The 18,797-nt window shown below is 68.0% G+C and carries 14 protein-coding genes; 8 read left to right on the top strand and 6 right to left on the bottom strand.

Annotated features, from left to right (window positions below):
- Positions 1-320: 320 nt before the first annotated feature.
- From AB0M22_RS16075 to AB0M22_RS16090, 4 genes are all read left to right on the top strand, one after another.
- Positions 321-2,924 (top strand): DNA polymerase III subunit gamma and tau, encoded by a 2,604-nt coding sequence (locus tag AB0M22_RS16075; protein ID WP_364726400.1) that lies wholly within the window; start codon positions 321-323, stop codon positions 2,922-2,924.
- Between the two features lie 291 nt (positions 2,925-3,215).
- Positions 3,216-4,430, top strand: a complete 1,215-nt coding sequence (locus AB0M22_RS16080; protein WP_364726403.1) for an acetyl-CoA C-acetyltransferase — start codon at positions 3,216-3,218, stop codon at positions 4,428-4,430.
- 39 nt (positions 4,431-4,469) lie between these two features.
- Positions 4,470-6,620 (top strand): 3-hydroxyacyl-CoA dehydrogenase NAD-binding domain-containing protein, encoded by a 2,151-nt coding sequence (locus AB0M22_RS16085; RefSeq protein ID WP_364726406.1) that lies wholly within the window; start codon positions 4,470-4,472, stop codon positions 6,618-6,620.
- 122 nt (positions 6,621-6,742) lie between these two features.
- On the top strand, positions 6,743-7,849 hold the full coding sequence (locus tag AB0M22_RS16090; RefSeq protein WP_364726409.1) for an esterase-like activity of phytase family protein: 1,107 nt from the start codon (positions 6,743-6,745) through the stop codon (positions 7,847-7,849).
- 14 nt (positions 7,850-7,863) lie between these two features.
- Here AB0M22_RS16090 and AB0M22_RS16095 read toward each other — a convergent pair whose 3' ends face one another.
- Positions 7,864-8,316: a MarR family transcriptional regulator gene (locus tag AB0M22_RS16095; protein ID WP_364726411.1), complete on the bottom strand. Its 453-nt coding sequence runs from the start codon at positions 8,314-8,316 to the stop codon at positions 7,864-7,866.
- Between the two features lie 93 nt (positions 8,317-8,409).
- Here AB0M22_RS16095 and AB0M22_RS16100 point away from each other — a divergent pair, with 93 nt between their 5' ends.
- The 3 genes from AB0M22_RS16100 to AB0M22_RS16110 all read left to right on the top strand — a co-directional run bounded on the left by AB0M22_RS16100 (position 8,410) and on the right by AB0M22_RS16110 (position 13,315).
- Positions 8,410-8,871, top strand: a complete 462-nt coding sequence (locus AB0M22_RS16100; protein ID WP_364726414.1) for an SgcJ/EcaC family oxidoreductase — start codon at positions 8,410-8,412, stop codon at positions 8,869-8,871.
- Positions 8,872-8,901: 30 nt separating this feature from the next.
- Positions 8,902-9,543 carry an SgcJ/EcaC family oxidoreductase gene (locus AB0M22_RS16105; RefSeq protein ID WP_364726417.1) on the top strand — a complete coding sequence of 214 codons (642 nt, stop codon included), beginning with the start codon at positions 8,902-8,904 and terminating at the stop codon, positions 9,541-9,543.
- 196 nt (positions 9,544-9,739) lie between these two features.
- Positions 9,740-13,315, top strand: a complete 3,576-nt coding sequence (locus AB0M22_RS16110) for a protein kinase (RefSeq protein ID WP_364726421.1) — start codon at positions 9,740-9,742, stop codon at positions 13,313-13,315.
- A gap of 8 nt (positions 13,316-13,323) precedes the next feature.
- Here the strand turns inward: AB0M22_RS16110 and AB0M22_RS16115 are convergent, their stop codons facing one another.
- Positions 13,324-14,640: a class I SAM-dependent methyltransferase gene (locus AB0M22_RS16115; RefSeq protein ID WP_364726424.1), complete on the bottom strand. Its 1,317-nt coding sequence runs from the start codon at positions 14,638-14,640 to the stop codon at positions 13,324-13,326.
- Positions 14,637-16,076 (bottom strand): FAD-binding oxidoreductase, encoded by a 1,440-nt coding sequence (locus tag AB0M22_RS16120; protein WP_364726981.1) that lies wholly within the window; start codon positions 16,074-16,076, stop codon positions 14,637-14,639. The genes AB0M22_RS16115 and AB0M22_RS16120 overlap by 4 nt, the downstream gene beginning before the upstream one ends.
- A 207-nt stretch (positions 16,077-16,283) precedes the next feature.
- Between AB0M22_RS16120 and AB0M22_RS16125 the strand changes: the two genes are divergently transcribed.
- Positions 16,284-16,718: an SRPBCC family protein gene (locus AB0M22_RS16125; protein WP_364726427.1), complete on the top strand. Its 435-nt coding sequence runs from the start codon at positions 16,284-16,286 to the stop codon at positions 16,716-16,718.
- Between the two features lie 65 nt (positions 16,719-16,783).
- Here the strand turns inward: AB0M22_RS16125 and AB0M22_RS16130 are convergent, their stop codons facing one another.
- The 3 genes from AB0M22_RS16130 to AB0M22_RS16140 are packed head-to-tail and all read right to left on the bottom strand — an operon-like array spanning position 16,784 to position 18,596.
- Positions 16,784-17,134 (bottom strand): VOC family protein, encoded by a 351-nt coding sequence (locus AB0M22_RS16130; RefSeq protein WP_364726429.1) that lies wholly within the window; start codon positions 17,132-17,134, stop codon positions 16,784-16,786.
- Positions 17,135-17,147: 13 nt separating this feature from the next.
- Positions 17,148-17,963 carry a MerR family transcriptional regulator gene (locus AB0M22_RS16135; protein WP_364726431.1) on the bottom strand — a complete coding sequence of 272 codons (816 nt, stop codon included), beginning with the start codon at positions 17,961-17,963 and terminating at the stop codon, positions 17,148-17,150.
- Between the two features lie 51 nt (positions 17,964-18,014).
- Positions 18,015-18,596, bottom strand: a complete 582-nt coding sequence (locus AB0M22_RS16140; protein WP_364726433.1) for a hypothetical protein — start codon at positions 18,594-18,596, stop codon at positions 18,015-18,017.
- Between the last annotated feature and the right edge of the window lie 201 nt (positions 18,597-18,797).

Below are 18,797 nucleotides of genomic sequence, written 5' to 3' on the forward strand. Positions count from 1 at the left end.
GTAGCCAGCCGATTGCGTCGATGTCATCTTCGTTGACGCTTTCGTTATCTCCATAAATCTGCGGTAAATCGGGGCGTGAGTACATATTTTTCGGTCTACATGGGGGAATTGGGCGGTAATTTCCCGCGATCGACCGGTGCTTCATCAGCGATAGCTCATGCGTTGCCGCTGTTGCTATCGGTCAGTGGGGGTTAATAAGGGCTGCAGAATCTTGTGATTTGGATCACATCGAAGGGGTCTCCGCTGTTGGTGTTCCGCCGCGCCGGGCCCGGCGGTCAGCGCGAATGTTCTTTGTCGGTGCGCGCCGGTAACCTCTGGCCGTGGCTCTGTACCGGAAGTACCGACCGGCAACGTTCGCTGAGGTAGTGGGTCAGGAGCACGTCACCGACCCACTGAGCATCGCCCTGGACACCGGCCGGATCAGTCATGCCTACCTGTTCTCCGGCCCGCGCGGCTGTGGCAAGACCTCGTCCGCGCGCATCCTCGCGCGCTCGCTGAACTGCGTGCAGGGGCCGACCTCGAAGCCGTGTGGCGTGTGCCCGTCCTGTGTCGCGCTGGGCCCCGGCGGCCCGGGCAATCTGGACGTGATCGAACTCGACGCCGCGAGCCACGGCGGTGTCGACGACACCCGCGAGCTGCGCGACCGCGCCTTCTACGCGCCCGCCGAATCCCGCTACCGCGTCTTCATCGTCGACGAGGCGCACATGGTCACCACGGCAGGCTTCAACGCGCTGCTGAAGATCGTCGAGGAACCGCCGGCCCACCTGATCTTCATCTTCGCCACCACCGAGCCGGACAAGGTGCTGCCGACCATCCGCTCGCGCACCCATCATTACCCGTTCCGATTGCTGCCGCCCGCCACCATGCGCGGCCTGCTCGGCAAGATCTGCGACCAGGAGCAGGTGACCGTCGAAGAGGCGGTGTACCCCTTGGTGATTCGCGCGGGCGGTGGTTCCCCGCGCGACAGCCTCAGCGTGCTCGACCAGCTGCTGGCCGGTGCGGGACCGGAGGGCGTCACCTATTCCCGGGCGGTTTCGCTGCTCGGCGTCACCGATGTCGCGCTGATCGACGACGCGATCGGCGCGCTGGCCGATAACGACGGCGCGGAGCTGTTCGGCACGGTCGACCGGGTGATGGAGGCGGGGCACGATCCGCGCCGGTTCGCCGTCGACCTGCTCGAGCGGCTGCGCGACCTGATCCTGATGCGCGCGGTGCCCGATGCGATCGAGCGCGCGCTGGTCTCCGGGCCGGGGGATGTCCTCGATCGGATGCGCGATCAGGCCGGGCGGCTCGGTCCGGCCACGCTGGCGCGTTATGCGGAGTTGCTGCACGAGGCGCTCGGGGAGATGCGCGGCGCGACGTCGCCGCGGTTGCTGCTCGAGGTCGTCTGTGCGCGGATGCTCTTGCCGTCGGTCTCGGATGCCGAGTCCGCCACGTTGCAGCGGTTGGAGCGGCTCGAACGTGGATTCGCGGGCGGGGCCGTCGCGCCGTTGCCTGCGACATCGTCGGGCTCTGCGCCCGCGGACGCGGCCGTGGCGGCCGTATCCAGGCCCGCGCCCATTGCCAGCTCGCCCGAGTCGACCCGTCGCCGGGGCGCGGAGGCGTTGGCCGCGATCCGCCGGGAGACCGCGGGATCGGGTGAGGCCGCACCGTCGGCCGCCGGTGGCGCTGGTTCGAGTGAGCCTGCCCCGTCGGCCGCGCCGCCGGTGAACGATGCGGGTGCGGCACGGACCGACCACGAGGTGGTCGGCGAGGCGCGATCGGCCGACAGCCCGGCGGCGTCGCCCGCGGGCGCGGTTGCCGAGAGTTATGCACAGCCCTCTCGCACGGATGAGCAGGTCAGCGCGACCGAGGAAAAGCAGCCGGTCACCGCTACCAATGGCGTTGATGTCGGTGCCGCCGGATCGGGCGTTGTCGCCGAGCAATCGAGCGCATCGACTCCGGTTCAGCCCGAATCCGCCAGTCCCGCACCGGCTTCCGAACCGAAACCGGCCGCTGCCGCAGCGGAGCAAGTTCCGGCCAGTTCGCCCGAGCCGGTTCCGGCCGAGGACGACCCCGAACGTGAACCGGTACAGGCCTTTTCCGCAGCGGAATCGGTTATCCGGGAGATTGCCGAACCGGTTCCTGCCGAACCGGCCGCCGCGCCGCCCGTCGCCGCACAGCCCGATCCGGTCGCCGAACCGGAACCGTCGACCGCTCCGAACGCGGACCTGCTGCGCGAGGTCGAGGCCGCCTGGGCGGATATCCGCGCCAAGGTGCGCGAGTTCGGCGCCGCCGTGCAGGCGATGCTGGCCGGCGCCTCGGTCTCCCGGATCGACGGCGACACGATCGTCTTCGCCCATCAGCACGAGCCGCTGGCCCAGCGGCTCTCGGATCCACGCAACCTGGATGCGGTGCGCTCGGCGGTGCACGCGGTGCTCGGCCGCGCGCACGACGTCCGCTGGGAGGCCGGCGGTGCCGCGCGACCTGCGGCGACGCCGCGGGGCGGCGGGCAGCCGAAGCCGCAGCGCGGGGCCGGGCAACCGGCCGCGCGTGAATCCGGCAACGCGCCCGCGCGCGGCACGGATGCGCCTGCGCCGCCGCGTTTCTCGCGGCCGAGCCAGGCCAAGAACGCCGCCGCCGCGGACCAGGCGGGCGGCGCGAACAAGCCGCGCGCGTTCGGTGACGACGATATTCCGCCGCCCGATTTTCCCGATCTACCGGACGATCCCGGCCCTTTTGATTCCGCGCCGCCCGAGTCGGCGCAGCCCACGGTCGGCAACGAGGCAGGTGGCGGGGTGGTACCGGAGACCACGCCCGAGGACGAAGAGGAGATGATCCGCGCCGCGGCGGTCCCGGTGGCACCCGAGGATCGGCGCGACCCCGACGAGGCTGCTCTCGAATTGCTGAAGAGTGAGCTGGGGGCCACACGGCTGAGTGGTTGACAACCACCGCCGCCAGGACGTTAAGTTAACCGGAGTTCGCACACCACGGTAGTATGAACGGGTGGCCGTGAGCTCCGGTACGACGAGGTTCTATGGTATGCCCAGGCGTATGGGCGATCGGAACCTGCGTCCGCCGTCGCATGCCGCGTTTTGTACAGCGTCAGGACGGTCGGTCGCGGGACCGGTCGGCGAGGTTACCCGCAGCTACCCCGCATCGCGCGGAGTAGCCGCACAGAGCGCTCGGACGGACGACGTCCGGCCGCCGCACCTTTAAGGAAGGAACACTCCGATATGACCACAGAGGCCTACATTTACGAGGCCATCCGCACTCCGCGCGGCCGCGGCAAGAAGAACGGCTCGCTGCATTCGGTCAAGCCGATCGACTTGACTGTTGGTCTGATCCAGGAGCTGCGCGGCCGCTTCCCGAACCTCGACGAAGACCGGATCTCGGATCTGATCCTCGGTGTCGTCAGCCCCGTCGGTGACCAGGGCATGGACATCGCCCGCACCGCGGTGACCGTGTCCGGCCTGCCGGACACCGTCGGCGGCTTCCAGCTCAACCGGTTCTGTGCCTCCGGCCTCGAGGCCGTCAACCTGGCCGCGCAGAAGGTGCGCTCCGGCTTCGACGACCTGGTCCTGGCCGGCGGCGTCGAGTCCATGTCCCGCGTGGCGATGGGCTCCGACGGCGGCGCGTGGGCGCTGGACCCGGCCACCAACTACGACACCTACTTTGTGCCGCAGGGTGTTTCGGCCGACCTGATCGCCACCATCGAGGGCTTCAGCCGCGATGACGTCGACGCCTACGCGGTGCGCTCGCAGGAGCTGGCCGCCAAGGCCACCACCGGCGGTTACTTCGCCAAGTCGGTCGTTCCGGTCAAGGACCAGAACGGCATCATCGTGCTGGACAAGGACGAGCACATGCGTCCCGGCACCACCGCCGAGGACCTGGCCAAGCTCAACCCGTCCTTCGCCGTGATCGGTGAGATGGGTGGCTTCGACGCGGTCGCGCTGCAGAAGTTCTACTTCGTCGAGAAGATCAACCACGTGCACCACGGCGGCAACAGCTCGGGCATCGTCGACGGCGCCGCGCTGGTGCTGGTCGGCACCGAAGAGGCGGGCAAGGCCTCCGGCCTGACCCCGCGCGCCCGCGTCGTCGCGACCGCGACCAGCGGCGCCGACTCCACCATCATGCTGACCGGCCCCACCCCGGCCGCCAAGAAGGCGCTGGCCAAGGCGGGCCTGACGATCGAGGACATGGACCTCGTCGAGATCAACGAGGCGTTCGCCTCGGTGGTGCTGAAGTTCCAGAAGGACCTGAACGTCCCGGACGAGAAGCTGAACGTCAACGGTGGCGCGATCGCGATGGGCCACCCGCTGGGTGCCACCGGCGCGATGATCACCGGCACCATGGTCGACGAGCTGGAGCGCCGCAACGGCCGCTACGCGCTGATCACCCTGTGCATCGGCGGCGGCATGGGCGTGGCGACCATCATCGAGCGCGTCTAAACCCAACCGGCAGCTGAGAATTCAAGGAGACACAGAGCTGTGAGCGAAACCAACATGATCGGTTGGGAGCAGGATTCGGACGGCATCGTCACGCTGACGATGGACGACCCGAACCAGGGCGCCAACACGATGAACGAGCTGTACAAGACGTCGATGACCGCGACCGTCGAGAAGCTCGAGGCCGAGAAGGACAACATCACCGGCGTGGTGCTGACCTCGGCGAAGAAGACCTTCTTCGCGGGCGGCGACCTGAAGAACATGATTCAGGTCGGCCCGAACGACGGCCAGGGCGTCATGGACGAGCTCTTCACCATCAAGGACGCGCTGCGTCGGCTGGAGACCCTCGGCAAGCCGGTCGTGTCCGCCATCAACGGCGCCGCGCTCGGCGGTGGCCTGGAGATCACCCTGGCGACCCACTACCGGATCGCCGCCGACGTGCCGGGCGTGCAGCTCGGCCTGCCCGAGGTCAGCCTCGGCCTGCTGCCCGCCGGTGGTGGCGTCACCCGCACCGTGCGCATGCTCGGCCTGCAGAACGCGCTGATGCAGCTGCTGCTGCAGGGCAACAAGTACCGCCCGGGCAAGGCCAAGGAAATCGGCCTGATCAACGAGGTCGTCGGCTCGATCGAGGAACTGGTCCCCGCGGCCAAGGCCTGGATCAAGGCCAACCCCGAGGGTGGCGTGCAGCCGTGGGACAAGAAGGGCTACAAGATCCCCGGTGGCACCCCGTCCACCCCGGCCTTCGCGGCGAACCTGCCCGCGTTCCCGGCCAACCTGCGTAAGCAGCTCAAGGGCACCAACATGCCGGCCCCGCGGGCGATCATGTCCGCCGCGGTCGAGGGCGCGCAGGTCGACATCGACAACGCCTCGCTGATCGAGTCGCGCTACTTCGTGAAGCTGCTCACCGGCCCGGTCGCGAAGAACATGATCCAGGCGTTCTTCTTCGACCTGCAGTCCATCAACAACGGTGGCTCGCGGCCGAACGATGTCCCGAAGAAGGACATCAAGAAGATCGGCGTGCTCGGCGCGGGCATGATGGGCGCGGGCATCGCCTACGTCTCCGCCAAGGCGGGCTACGACGTCGTGCTCAAGGACGTCACCATCGAGGCGGCCGAGCGCGGCAAGAACTACTCGGAGAAGATCGAGGCCAAGGCCCTCTCCCGCGGTAAGACCACCGAGGAGAAGTCCAAGGCGCTGCTGGCCCGGATCACCCCGTCCGCCGACGCCAAGGATTTCGACGGCGTGGACTTCGTGATCGAGGCCGTCTTCGAGAACACCGAGCTCAAGCACAAGGTGTTCCAGGAGATCGAGGACATCGTCACCCCGGACGCGCTGCTGGGCTCGAACACCTCGACCCTGCCGATCACCGGCCTCGCGGCCGGCGTGAAGCGCCAGGAAGACTTCATCGGCATCCACTTCTTCTCGCCCGTCGACAAGATGCCGCTGGTGGAGATCATCAAGGGCGAGAAGACCTCGCCCGAGGCGCTGGCCCGGGTGTTCGACTACACCCTCGCGATCAAGAAGACCCCGATCGTGGTCAACGACAGCCGTGGCTTCTTCACCTCGCGCGTGATCGGCACCTTCGTCAACGAGGCGATCGCCATGCTCACCGAGGGCATCGAGCCCGCGACCATCGAGCAGGCCGGTCTGCAGGCGGGTTACCCAGCCGCGCCGTTGCAGCTCTCGGATGAGCTGAACCTCAAGCTCATGCAGAAGATCGCCAAGGAGACCATCGAGGCCGCCGAGGCGGGCGACACCACGATGGGCAAGAAGCGGCACCCGGCTCAGGACGTCATCGACTACCTGGTGTCCGAGGGTCGTCCGGGTCGCCTGGAGAAGGCCGGCTTCTACGAGTACGACGAAGACGGCAAGCGCACCGGCATCTGGCAGGGCCTGCGCGATCACTTCAAGACCACGGCGGACTTCACTGTCCCGCTGCAGGATCTGATCGACCGCATGCTGTTCATCGAGGCGATCGAGACCCAGAAGTGTTTCGACGAGGGTGTGCTGGAGACCACCGCCGACGCCAACATCGGCTCGATCTTCGGCATCGGTTACCCGGCCTGGACCGGTGGCGTGCACCAGTTCATCGTCGGTTACCCGGGTGGGCAGGCGGCGTTCGTCGAGCGCGCCGACTACCTGGCCAAGACCTACGGCGATCGCTTCGAGGTTCCGGCCTCGCTGCGTAAGTAGTCACCAACGGTAAAGCCCGCCACCGCGTTTCGCGGTGGCGGGCTTTCGCCGTTTCCGGGGTGGTTCGGCGGATTCGGGTGCTGTTCACCTGCTGGTACCGCATGATGGATAGCGTGGTCTTCGTGAGACGTGGACAGGCACGACGTGCGCAAACCCTACTGGTCGCCGCCGTCGCGGTGGCGCTGGCCGCAGCGCCCGCCGGCGCCGCGCCGGAATCGGTCCACGCGGTCCGGCTGCTCGGCGAGCAGGTAATCCCCAATGACCTGGACTTCCAGGGCACCAGGGTCGGCGGCCTGTCCGGCATCGACTTCGACACGCGCACCGGCGATTACGTGCTGATCAGTGACGACCGCTCGGAGCGCAATCCGGCCCGGTTCTATACGGCTCGCTTCGGGGTGGGTGAAAACGGCCTGGGCCCGGTGGAATTCACCGGCACCCGGCCGCTGCTGACTTCAAGCGGCACCGTGTACGGCCCGAAGTCGCTGGATCCCGAGGAGATTCGGATCGATCCGTGGTCCGGTGACTACTTCTGGTCGCAGGAGGGCGAGCGTACCGACACGGTGCTGGCCGACCCCTCGGTCCGGATCACCCGTCCCGACGGGACCTTTGCGGGCGAGCTGCCGATTCCGAACAACGAACGGATGCAGCCGAATTCAGGTCCCCGGCAGAACCTGGCGCTGGAGGGCGCGACCTTCGCCGCCGGTGGTTCGCTCTTCCTGACCTCGGTGGAAGCGCCACTGCTGCAAGACGGCCCGCTCGCGACGACGACCGCGGGCGCGACCTCGCGGATCACCGTGCAGACCCGGATCGGTCAACTGCTCGCGCAATATCCCTACCAAATGGAGCCGGTCTTCGCCGAGTCCCGCCCGCAGCCTGACCTCGGCATGAACGGCATCGCCTCGATCCTGGCCGCCGACCCGGTCGATCCGGCGAAAGTCCTTGTGCTGGAACGCTCTTTCGTCTTCGGCGTGGGTAACAAGATCCGGATCTACGAGGCCGATCTGCGCACCGCCACCAACGTGCTGGACGCCCCGCTCGGTAACGCCCGCCCGGCCGCCAAGCGACTGCTGGTCGACCTGGCCGATGTCGGCCTGCGCAACCTCGACAATGTCGAAGGCATGACCTGGGGTCCGCGCCTGCCCTCCGGCGAACGCACCCTGATCCTGGTGAGCGACAACAACTTCGCCGACAACCAGATCACCCAGTTCATCGCCCTCGCCGTCCGCTGAGGCCGCGCGCCGGCCTATTCGGCGCGCAAGTCCTCGGTCGCGTCGCGAAACGCGTCGGCGGCCCGGGTGAAGTAGTCGAACAGCACTTCCCGTTGTTCGGGGGTGTAGCCGCCGACGATCTCGCCGATCCGACGGCGAGCGGGTGCCAGCACCTCGTCCAATTCCGCTGGCGTGCCGACTAATTCGACCAACACCTTGCGCCGGTCACCGGGCACCGGCACCCGGCGCACGTAACCCGCGTCCTCCAGTCGATCGATCAGCCGGGTCGTCGGACCGGTGGTCAGTCCGCTGCGCGTGCCGAGTTCGCCCGGCGTCATCGGCCCGGTCAACTCCAGGATGTTCAGCGCGTACAGATCGGTCGCGCCCAGGTCGACGGCCCGCGCGCCGGCCTGTCCGTGCAGCATGACCGCGCTCAAGTACCGCTGGTAGACCTTGCTCGCAGCCGAGCGCCCAGGGGGTGTTGACATGGCCGACCTCCATCTCGTAATCTCTTCCTCAACGAAGAAACTTCTTCAAAGAAGAAAGATCTTCTACGCAGAGAATCTACCACGGAGGCCATCATGAGCAGCAACAAGCTCGATCAGCAGCGCCAGGAAATCCGCGCCGTCTTCACCGAAATGGTCGAGGCATGGGGGCGCGGCGACGCCGACGCGTACGGCGCGGTGTTCACCGAGGACGCCACCTACACCGCCTGGTTCGGCACCCTCTTCCAGGGCCGCGCGGACATCGTCGAATCCCACCGCGCCCTGTTCGGCAGCTTCCTGAAGGACACCAAGATGGCCGACGACGTGGTGGACATCCGCTTCTACGGACCCGACACCGCCGTGGTCAACAGCCGGGGCGACCTCTACAAGGGAAGCCCGAAGACGCCGGACCGGCTGTCCAAGGTGCAGACCTACACCCTCGTCCGCCAGGACGGGCAGTGGCTGATCGCCAGCTTCCAGAACACCAAGCGCAAGCAACTGATGGAGCGCTTCACCTTCCGCTTCGCCCCCGGCGCCCGCCCCGCCGCCCAGCGCTGACCCACTCATCAAGCAATTCACGGAGTAGACATGAGCACCACAGACATTCAGACCGCCGCACCCAAGTCCAAGCGCCGCCGCACCGTCACCCGCGTGCTCGCCGCCTCGGTCCTCACCCTCGGCGTCGCCGCCGGCGGCGGCTACCTCTGGCTGGACAACACCGCGGATGTGCACAACCTCGGCACCACCGAATGCACCACCGTCACCCCGTCCGGCCCCGCCGCGACACCCCAGGCCCTGCACGAGGTCTGCACGCTCCTGGACGAGCTCACCGCCGCCTGGGGTCGCGGCGACGCGGACGCCTACGGCAACCTGTTCACCGAGAACGCCACCTACACCAGCTACGTCGGCACCCACTACCAGGGCCGCGCCGATCTGACCGAGGGCCACCGCGCGCTGTTCGATGGTTTTCTCAAAGGCACCAAGCTGGCCGACTCTTTTCTCGACATCCGGTTCTACGGACCCGACACCGCCGTGGTGACCAGTCGCGGCGACACCTATAAGGGTGATCGCAAACAGCCCGAGGATCTGTCGAAGACCCAGACATACACGCTCGTCCGGCAAGCCGGTCGCTGGGAAATTGCGTCCTTCCACAACACCAAGCGGCAGAATGTAATGGAGCGAATCTCGTTCCTGATCGCACCGGACACCAGGCCCGCGCGGGAGCGCTGAGCTGGGCGAATCAGGGGGAAGGTCGAGGTGGAAAAGATCCTGTTCCGAAACTTCTCCCACCGGGTGCCGCGCCCGCGCTACGTTGGAGTATGCGCAGACATATCGGACATCGCGCGGGGTTCCGGGTGATGTCCGTGCGCCGGCGCGCTTGTTGTTCGACGGTGACGCCGATTCGATGTGAGTTCGAGGTGGTCACGTGAAACCACGGACGCGTACGGGCGAAGTCGGCCCCGACTCGACCCCGGCCGACTCGGATACCCAGCGCCACCCGCTCATCGGGATCGCCGACGAGCTGGAGGCGATGGGCCTGTCGGAGGCGAAGGAGATCGGCCGGGGCGGCTTCGGCGTGGTCTATCGCTGTATCCAGCGCGCCCTGGAGCGGGTCGTCGCGGTGAAGGTGCTCTCCTCGGAGATCGAGGTGGAGAGCCGCGAGCGCTTCCTGCGCGAGGAACAGGCCATGGGCCGGCTGTCCGGCCACCCGAACATTGTCGACATCTTGCAGGTCGACGTCACGCTGAGCGGTCTGCCGTTCATCGTGATGCCGTACTGCACCCGCGGTTCGCTGGAGCAGGTGATCCGCGATCAGGGCCCGCTCACCTGGGCCGATTCCTTGCGGGCCGGGGTGAAACTGGCCGGCGCGATCGAGAGCGCGCACCGCGCCCAGATCCTGCACCGCGACGTGAAGCCGGCGAACGTGCTGCTCAGCGGCTACGGCGAGCCGCAGCTGACCGACTTCGGCATCGCCAGGATCCCCGGCGGCTTCCAGACCTCCAGCAGCCTGATCACCGGCTCGCCCGCGTTCACCGCGCCGGAGGTGCTCAAGGGCGACGAGCCGACCACCCGCTCCGATGTCTACGGCCTCGGCGCGACGCTGTTCGCGCTGCTCACCGGGCACGCCGCGTTCGAGCGGCAGGCGGGGGAGAAGGTGGTCGCGCAGTTCCTGCGGATCACCACCCAGCCGGTGCCGGATCTGCGCGAGCACGACATCCCGCCGGACGTGGCCGAGGTGATCCAGCACGCCATGTCCATCGACCCCGACGAGCGCCCGCCCTCGGCCTACGACTTCGGCCAGCTGCTGCGCGCGGTGCAGCGCGAGCACGACCAGATGCCCGACGAGATGGCGCTGCTGGAGACCATCGCCGCGCCGGAGCCGATGGTCCATCCCGTCGAGTCGTCGGCGTCGACCAAGTCCCGGCCCGCGGTGACGGCCCGGCGCAGCTGGCCGCTGACGCTGCGCCCCTCGGTGTCCCAGCACACCGGCGCCGGCGCAACGGCCACCACCTTGCCGCCGACCGCGGCCACCAAATTTCGGCCGCCGACCCCGGCCCGCGAGCCGGTCCCGCGCCCTCGCCTGCTGGACATCCTGCGGGCGGGCGGCCGGCGCAGGCTGGCCGCGATCCACGCGCCCGCCGGTTTCGGCAAGAGCACCGTGGCCGCGCAGTGGCGGACCGACCTGACCGAGCGCGGCATCCCGGTCGCCTGGATCGGCGTGGACCAGGACGACGACAACGAGATCTGGTTTCTCGCCCACCTGATCCAGGCGATCCGCCGGGTTCGCCCGGACGTGGGCGCCGGCCTGGACCAGGTGCTCGAGGAACGGCCCGCCGACGCGGCCGCCTTCGTCATCTCGACGCTCATCGACGAGATCCACGCCGGCGGCAGCACGGTCGTCGTGGTGGTCGACGACTGGCATCGGGTCACCGACCCGGGCGCGCACCGGGCGATGGAAGCGTTGCTGGACAACGGATGTCACCATCTGCGATTCGTGGTGACCAGCCGGGAGCAGTCCGGGCTGCCGACCAGCCGGATGCGGGTGCACGACGAACTGGTCGAGATCGGCTCGGCCGCGCTGCGCCTGACCGTCGAGGAGACCGCGGAGATCCTGGTGCAGCACCACGGTTTTCCGCTGTCGGAGACTCAGGTCGAACAGATCCACGCGGCGACCGACGGCTGGCCCGCCGCCATCCAGCTGGTCAGCCTGTCGCTGCGGGGCAACGCCGACCCGGCCGGGCTGATCGCCCATCTGTCCGAGGGCAATCACGGCATCCGCGAGTACCTCGCCGAAAACGTCTTGGACACACTGGAACCCAGGATGCTCGACTTCCTGATGGCGATCTCGGTGACCGAGCGGGTGTGCGGCTCGCTGGCCGCGGCGCTGTCCGAGGACGCGGACGCCGAACACCTGCTGGAGCAGGCCGAGCAGCGCGAGCTGTTCCTGCGCCGGATCGTGCACGACCCGGAGTGGTTCCGGATGCAGCCGCTGTTCGCCGAGCACCTGCGGGCGCGACTGGAGCGCGCCCAGCCGGGCCGGCTGAAGTCGTTGCACCGCAAGGCCGCCCGCTGGTACGCCGAGCATCAGCTGCTGCGCAAGTCGGTCGATCACGCGCTGGCCGCCACCGATTTCAAGATGGCCCTCGACCTGCTGGAGACCGGCGGCATGGACCTGATCGACAAGTCCCGGCTGGCCACGCTGCTCGGTACCGTCTCGAAACTGCCGATGCAGCAGGTGGCTTCGCGGTCCAAGCTGTTGATGGCGGTGGCCAGGGCGAACGTGAACTTGCAGCAGTCCGGCGCGGCCCGCACGGCGCTCGGCCGGCTGTCCAACATCCTCGCCCGCGGTTCGGCCACCGACGAGGACGTGAATCGGCAGCGCTGCCAGGCCGCCGTGCTCGGCGCCGCCGACCAGATCGCCCGCGATCACACCGAGGGCGTGCTCGACCGGGTCGCGGAGTGCCTGAAGACGCCGGACGACCTGCCCGCCTGGACCGTGTCCACCGCGGCGAACCTGACCTCGTTCGTGCGGCTGTGCGAGTTCGACTTCGACGGCGCGCGGGAGATGCAGGACTGGGCGGCGGAATACCATGCGCGGTCCAAGGATCCGCTGGGCGCGGTGTTCGGGCTGTGCGGCCGCGGCGCGGCCGCCTACGAGCAGCTCGACCTCCCCACGGCCACACAGTGTTTCCAGGAGGCGTGGGAGGTCGCCAATCAGCGGTCCGGTCCGCGCTCGCACGCGGTGCGGGTGGCGGCCGCGATGCTCGGCGAATTGAACTACCGCCGTGGCGATCTCGACCTTGCCGAACAACTGCTCGACGAGAGTCATCAGCTGGTCGCCCGGGTCGGCCCGGTGGACTTCCTGATCTCGACGTTCGTCGTCGGCGCCCGGGTCAAGGCGGTGCGCGGCGACTTGTACACCGCCGCAACCCGGCTCGACGAGGGCGCGCGGATCGCCCACGACAACCGGCTGTTCCGGCTCGCCGCGCACATCCGCGCCGAACGACTGCGCCTCGGCTTGCTCGACCCCGCGGACGAGCAGGCCATGGAATCCGAATCGCCTTCGGCCCCACTGCATGCCGGTCGCCGGATGGCCGGCACCGCCGTGCTGACCGCGGAGGCCGAAGAGATCGCCGCGATCCGCACCCTGCTGGCGCAAGGCCGGCTCGGCTCCGACGATCGCGCGGTCCGCCGATCCCGCGCCCTGCACGGCCGCATGCTCGACAAGGGCCGTCCCCGAGCGCAATTGGACGCGTCCCTGCTGCTCGCCGAATGCCTCGCCGCGTCGGGCTGGGTCGGCGAGGCCACCGGCCTGCTGCTGCCCGCCGCCGCCACCTGCGCCGGATTGGGCTGGACCAGACCGTTACTCGACGCGGGACCGGGCGTCGTCTCGATCCTGCGCATACTGCACGCCGAAATGCCCACTGCCGCAGCCCATACCGGAGACATAGAACTGCCCGCCCGCTTCCTGGACGAACTCCTGGAAGCGGACGGGCAGTAACGCGAAAGCTACGGCTGCCACCAAGGCCGCAGGGGCACGGTCCAGTCGCCGTCCGCGGGCAGTTTCACGCCGAGTACCTGGTGCAGCTGAACCACGTTGCGCTGGAAGCCGAGCCGGCAACCCGCCATGTACAGGCCCCACACCTTGGCGGTGCCCTCGCCGACCTCGGCGACGCACGCGTCCCAGTTCGCCACCAGGTTCTTGCACCATTCGTGCAGGGTCAGCGCGTAGTGCTCGCGCAGGTTCTCCTCGTGCAGCACCTCCAGGCCGGTGTTCTGGATCTCGGAGATGATCCGGCCGGAGCCGATCAGCTCGCCGTCCGGGAACACGTAGCGGTCGATGAAGTCGCCCGCCTTGGTGGTCCTGGTGTTGTCCGGGCGGGTGATGCTGTGGTTGAGGAACAGGCCGCCGTCGCGCAGCTTGCTCTTCATGAATTCGAAGTAGTACGGGTAGTTGTGCACGCCGATGTGCTCGGTCAGCCCGATCGAGGAGACCGCGTCGAACTCGCCCTCGGCGATGTCGCGGTAATCGGAGTGCCGCACCTCGGCCAGGTCGGACAGGCCCTGCTCGGCGATCTTCTGCTGCGCCCACTCGGCCTGCTCGGCGGACAGCGTCGCGCCGATCACCTTGACGCCGCGCTTGGCCGCGTAGCGGACCATGCCGCCCCAGCCGCAGCCGATGTCGAGCAGCCGGTCGCCTTCCTTCAGCCGCAGCTTCTCGAAGACGAGGCGGTACTTGTTCTCCTGCGCCTGCTCCAGCGTCCAGTCCTCGTCGCCGTAACACGCACAGGTGTAGGTCATCGACGGGCCGAGCACGTACTCGTAGAACTTGTTCGAGACGTCGTAGTGATGGTGGATCGCCTCGGCGTCGCGAGTCTTGGAGTGCCGCAGGCCCTCCAGGGCGATCCGGCGCCAGCGCGGCAGCGTCTCCTGCGGCGGCGGCGCGATCGGCTTGAGCCGCTCCCAGCCCAGCGAGCGGGCGATGGTGACCAGCGCGAGCGCGGACGGGCGGTGGAACTTCAGCCCGTCCATCGCCGCGAGGATGTCGTAGGGATCGCCGGGATGCACCCCGTCTGCGGTCATGTCGCCGGAAATGTAGGCGCGGGCCATGCCGAGATCGCCGGGCGCGGTCGCCAGGTAGTTGATGCCGCGTGGCGTCTTGATGTCCAGCGCGTACTTCGAGTCCTCGGGTCCGGTCGCGCTGCCGTCGTAGGCGGTCAGCCGGATCGGTACCTCGCCGTCGATCAGCGTCTCGAAGATCTCGGCAATGCTGAGTTTGGCTCCGAGGTCGCCTAAGACGTCAGATCGGTCCTTGAATGTCGTCATTTGCGTTGCACCGCCTTCGAATACAAATCCAGCAGCCGCTGGTCTGGGTCGTAGCGTTTCTTCAATTCGGTGTAGGTATTGCCGCCGTACAGCGCCGCGAACTCATCTTTGTCGTAATAGGAATCCGAGTACAGCGACTTATGTCCGTCGAAGTCGGTCACGGTGCGCTCGATCGCACGGTTGGCCGCTCCTTCCTGCTGCCCGGGCACGGTGGGCACGGCGGACCAGAACCCGACGTTGACGTACGTCCGGTTCGGCTCGAGGGGATAGAGCGGCCAGGTGCGCTCGGTGGTGGCGGGCGCGCCGGTGTCGCGCAGCCGCAGCGGGCACAGCCAGATCGGCTCGATCGGGATCTCGCGCAGGAACCATTCGACGAAATCGGCGGTGCGGTCGACCGGCACCTCGATGTCCTGCACGACTCGTTCGCGCGGCGGGTTGCCCTGGCGGGCCTCCAGCTTGTCGGCGATGTTGTATTTGTGGTCGAGCGCGATCAGCTTCCAGTAGAAGCTGCTGCGCCGGTAGCGCTTCGGCCAGAACCGGCGGATCTTCGGGTTCTGCGTGCCGAACGCGCGCGAGCACCAGAACCAATCGGTGTCCCAGCGCCACAGGTAGTCGTGGATGGTCAGCCGGTCGCGCTTGGGTTGCGCGTCGTCGTGCTGGATGGACCGGTAGAAGATGTCCATGTCGGTGTAGTCGCTGACCGGGCCTGCCTCGTCGGTCTGGCGGCCGAGGGTCAGGTAGCTCTCGTCGGCGGTGAACACGACGCCGTCGAGGTAGTCCACTCGTTCACCGTCGTAGGTCTGCTCGTCGACGATCGTGGCCAGCGTCCGCTCCAGCTCGCGCAGGTCGTGGAAGCGCAGGTGACGCAGCGCCACATAGGGCTGCACGGTCTCCAGCTCGATCTTCAGCCGGACCGAATAGCCGAGCGTGCCGTAGGAGTTCGGGAAGCCGCGGAACAGGTCCGCGTGCTCGTTGTCCGGGGTGGCGGTGATGATCTCGCCGCTGCCGGTCAGGATGTCCATCTCCAGCACCGACTCGTGCGGCAGGCCGTTGCGGAACGAGGTCGACTCGATGCCGAGGCCGGTCACCGCGCCGCCGAGAGTGATCGTCTTGAGCTGCGGCACCACAAACGGCGCGAGGCCGTACGGCAGCGTCGCGGCGACCAGGTTCTCGTAGGTGGTCATCCCGGCCACGTCGGCGGTTTTCGCCACCGGGTCTACCGTGATCACCTGGGCCAGTCCGGATACGTCGAGGCCGGGCGCGGGGTTTTTCGCCCTGGCCCGGAACAGATTCGAGGTCTTCTTCGCCAGCCGCACATTCGCGTCCCGGGGAATCGCGCGATAACTCGCCAGGAGTCGGTCCACTCCAGCCCGATGCGCGGCAAACCCGGATTCGTGTGCGGCCGGAGCGCGTCCGGCCTTCCCCAACAGACTCACTGCCACCCCTCGACGCTAGTACGCACCTCAGTGTTGGACCACCGCGAGGGCGGGGTCTCGGGAGAAATGTCACGCATATGTTGCGAACCGGAATATCGACCGGCTCGGAGAAGTTCGCCACACGACTCGACCGGTATGCGGAACGGTGGCCGCTACAGGGCAGGATGGGTACCGGTCGACATACCGTACCCGGACAAGGAGCTCATTGTGGGACAGGTCAGCGCCAGCAGTTCGATCGCCGTGGCGGCGGATCCGAAGCGCACCCTCGAGGCCATCGCGGATTACGAGACGGTGCGGCCGCGCATTCTGTCGTCGCACTACCGCGATTACAAGGTGGTCGAGGGCGGCAAGGGCGCGGGCACCGTGGCCGAGTGGACGCTGCAGGCCACCGAGAAGCGCTCGCGCAACGTGCACGCGGTGGTTTCCGTGTCGGATTCCATTGTCACCGAGCGTGATTCGAACTCCACCATGGTCAACACCTGGACCGTGACGCCGGACGGCGCGGGCGCGCAGGTCAGCCTGCGCACCACCTGGCAGGGCGCGGGCGGCGTGGCCGGCATCTTCGAGGGCATCTTCGCCCCGCTCGGACTGAAGAAGATCCAGGCCGAGGTGCTGGGCAACCTGGCCCGCGAACTCGCCTGACGCACAGTTCATGACGTACAGCGCAGCCCGACCCCCGTGCCGGGCTGCGCTTTCGGGTTCCGCGGCTAGGCCGCGCCGATGTCGAACAGGTTGCCCTCCGGGTCGGCCAGCGTGGTCCACTGCGCGCCGTACTCGTCGAAGTCGCCGATTCGCTTGGCGCCCAGGCTGACCGCGCGTTCGATCTGCTGATGCCAGTCCTCGGCGTGGAAGTCGAGGTGGATCACGTTCTTGCCCGGGGTCTTGTCGGGCACCTGGATGAACATCAACAGCGGTGTCGCACCGGCGGTCCGGCCGACGGTGGCGAAGTGCACCGAGGCGTCCGGGTCGACCGGCTGATCGAGCAGCTCGGCCCAGAATCCGGCGAGCGCGGCGGCGTCGTTGCTGTCGATGGTGATGTGCGCGAGCGCGAGTGTCATGGGGTTCTCCTTTTCAGAGCCGGCCGATCGGCCAGCAGACTTCGGTTCGGTAGGTGTTCGGGTCGTCGGTGTCGCCGGGGCTGAGCAGGTAGCGCTCGCGCACCGGCTCGGCCAACGCGGTGTCGTGTTCGGCGACATAGCTGCCCAGTGCGCCGTAGGTGCGGTCGAAGTCCTCGAAGTCCCCCTCGTGCAGGGCGACGGCGAATCGGCGGGCAGGCAGCTCGATGACCGAGAGCCGGCCGGTCGGCGCGAGCCGGGCGGTGGCCGGGATCGGGACGTAGGCCACCACCTCGCCCAGGTCGTGCTCGAAGAACTCCATCGAATAGGTGGCGCCGTCGACGCCGTCGGGCTCGACGCCCGCGGCGATCAGCGTCTGGTGCAGCAGCGGGTAGGCGGCCGCGCACCACGGGCCGATGTCGTCGCGGTTGACCGCCTCGATGAGCGCCAGCGCGGGAAAGGCCGGGATCGAGCGGTATTCGACCGCGAGCGGCGCGGCCGGGGTGAGCAGCGACCGCAGCGACGCCACCACCGAGCGGGTCCGGGCCAGCTCGGCCTCCATCCGCTCCAGGTGCGCGCGCAGCGCGGCGTTGCGGATGTCGTCGTCCGGCGCGGCCAGCACGGCCTTGATCTCGGGTAGCGGCATGTCGAGCTGGCGCAGGCGCCGGATCAGGTGGGCCGGGGCCACTTGGTCGGTCGAGTACCGCCGATAGCCGGACCCCGTATCGATCTCGACCGGCTCCAGCAGCTCGATGTCGTGGTAGTACCGGAGCGTTTTCACGGTCAGGCACGTCAGCCTGGCGAACTCCCCGATGGAGACGGTCGCTGTCATGCCCCTCAGCGAACACCCTCCAGCGGGGGGAGAGTCAACTTTCCGTGGTGATCAGCCCAGGACGAAGGTCAGCAGCAGGGTGTTCTGGAACGCGCCGCGCCACCACGAGTAGCCGAACCAGACGCCGGGGGTGACCTCCCGGATCTCGTCGTAGACCTGTGGGGTGGGGGACGGGTCGTAGTTGAGTGCCCAGGTCGGCCTGCCGTCGAGCATCGCGGGCGCGCTGTACACATACGCGGGCCAGGCCTCGTAGCCTGCGCCGGTGATCCGGTTGGTCAGCGTGCCGCCGTCCGGTCCGGTGTAGAAGACCTTGCCGATCCAGAACGCCGGTGCGATGCCCTGGATCGCGGGCGGCCGAGTCACCCAGCCGTTGTGCACGCCCATCGGCACGTCGCCGCGTTCCGCGTCCCGGAAGACGGCGTCCTGCTGCTCGGGCGAACAGCGGAAGCGCAGCGAGTCGATCGTGGCCGCTCGGTTGTCCGGGTAGAGGACACAGCCACCGCCGTAGTCGGCGGCCGCCTCGGTGACCCCGGGATCCGCGGTCGCCGCCGGTGCGGCAAGGCCGAGGAAGATGCCGGGAACCCCCAGCGAAAGCACCGCAGTGCTCAGGAAACGTGCCCTCATCGTGCTCATATCGGTAACTCCAGAACTCCCGACCTACCTCCCGATGGTAGGTCGATCTTGTTGTGCTGAACCCGGACGTACCCAACCTGTTACCGGCCATGCATCGAAGGCATAACGACCGGTCTGGACATATATCGCCGAACCGAATTCGCGCGGGCGGGCATTTCGGCGGTCCGAGCCGGCACGGCGTCGCGCGCGTCGCAGGGACTA

Origin of the sequence: Nocardia sp. NPDC051756, assembly GCF_040681495.1 — a bacterium.
GTDB lineage: Bacteria > Actinomycetota > Actinomycetes > Mycobacteriales > Mycobacteriaceae > Nocardia.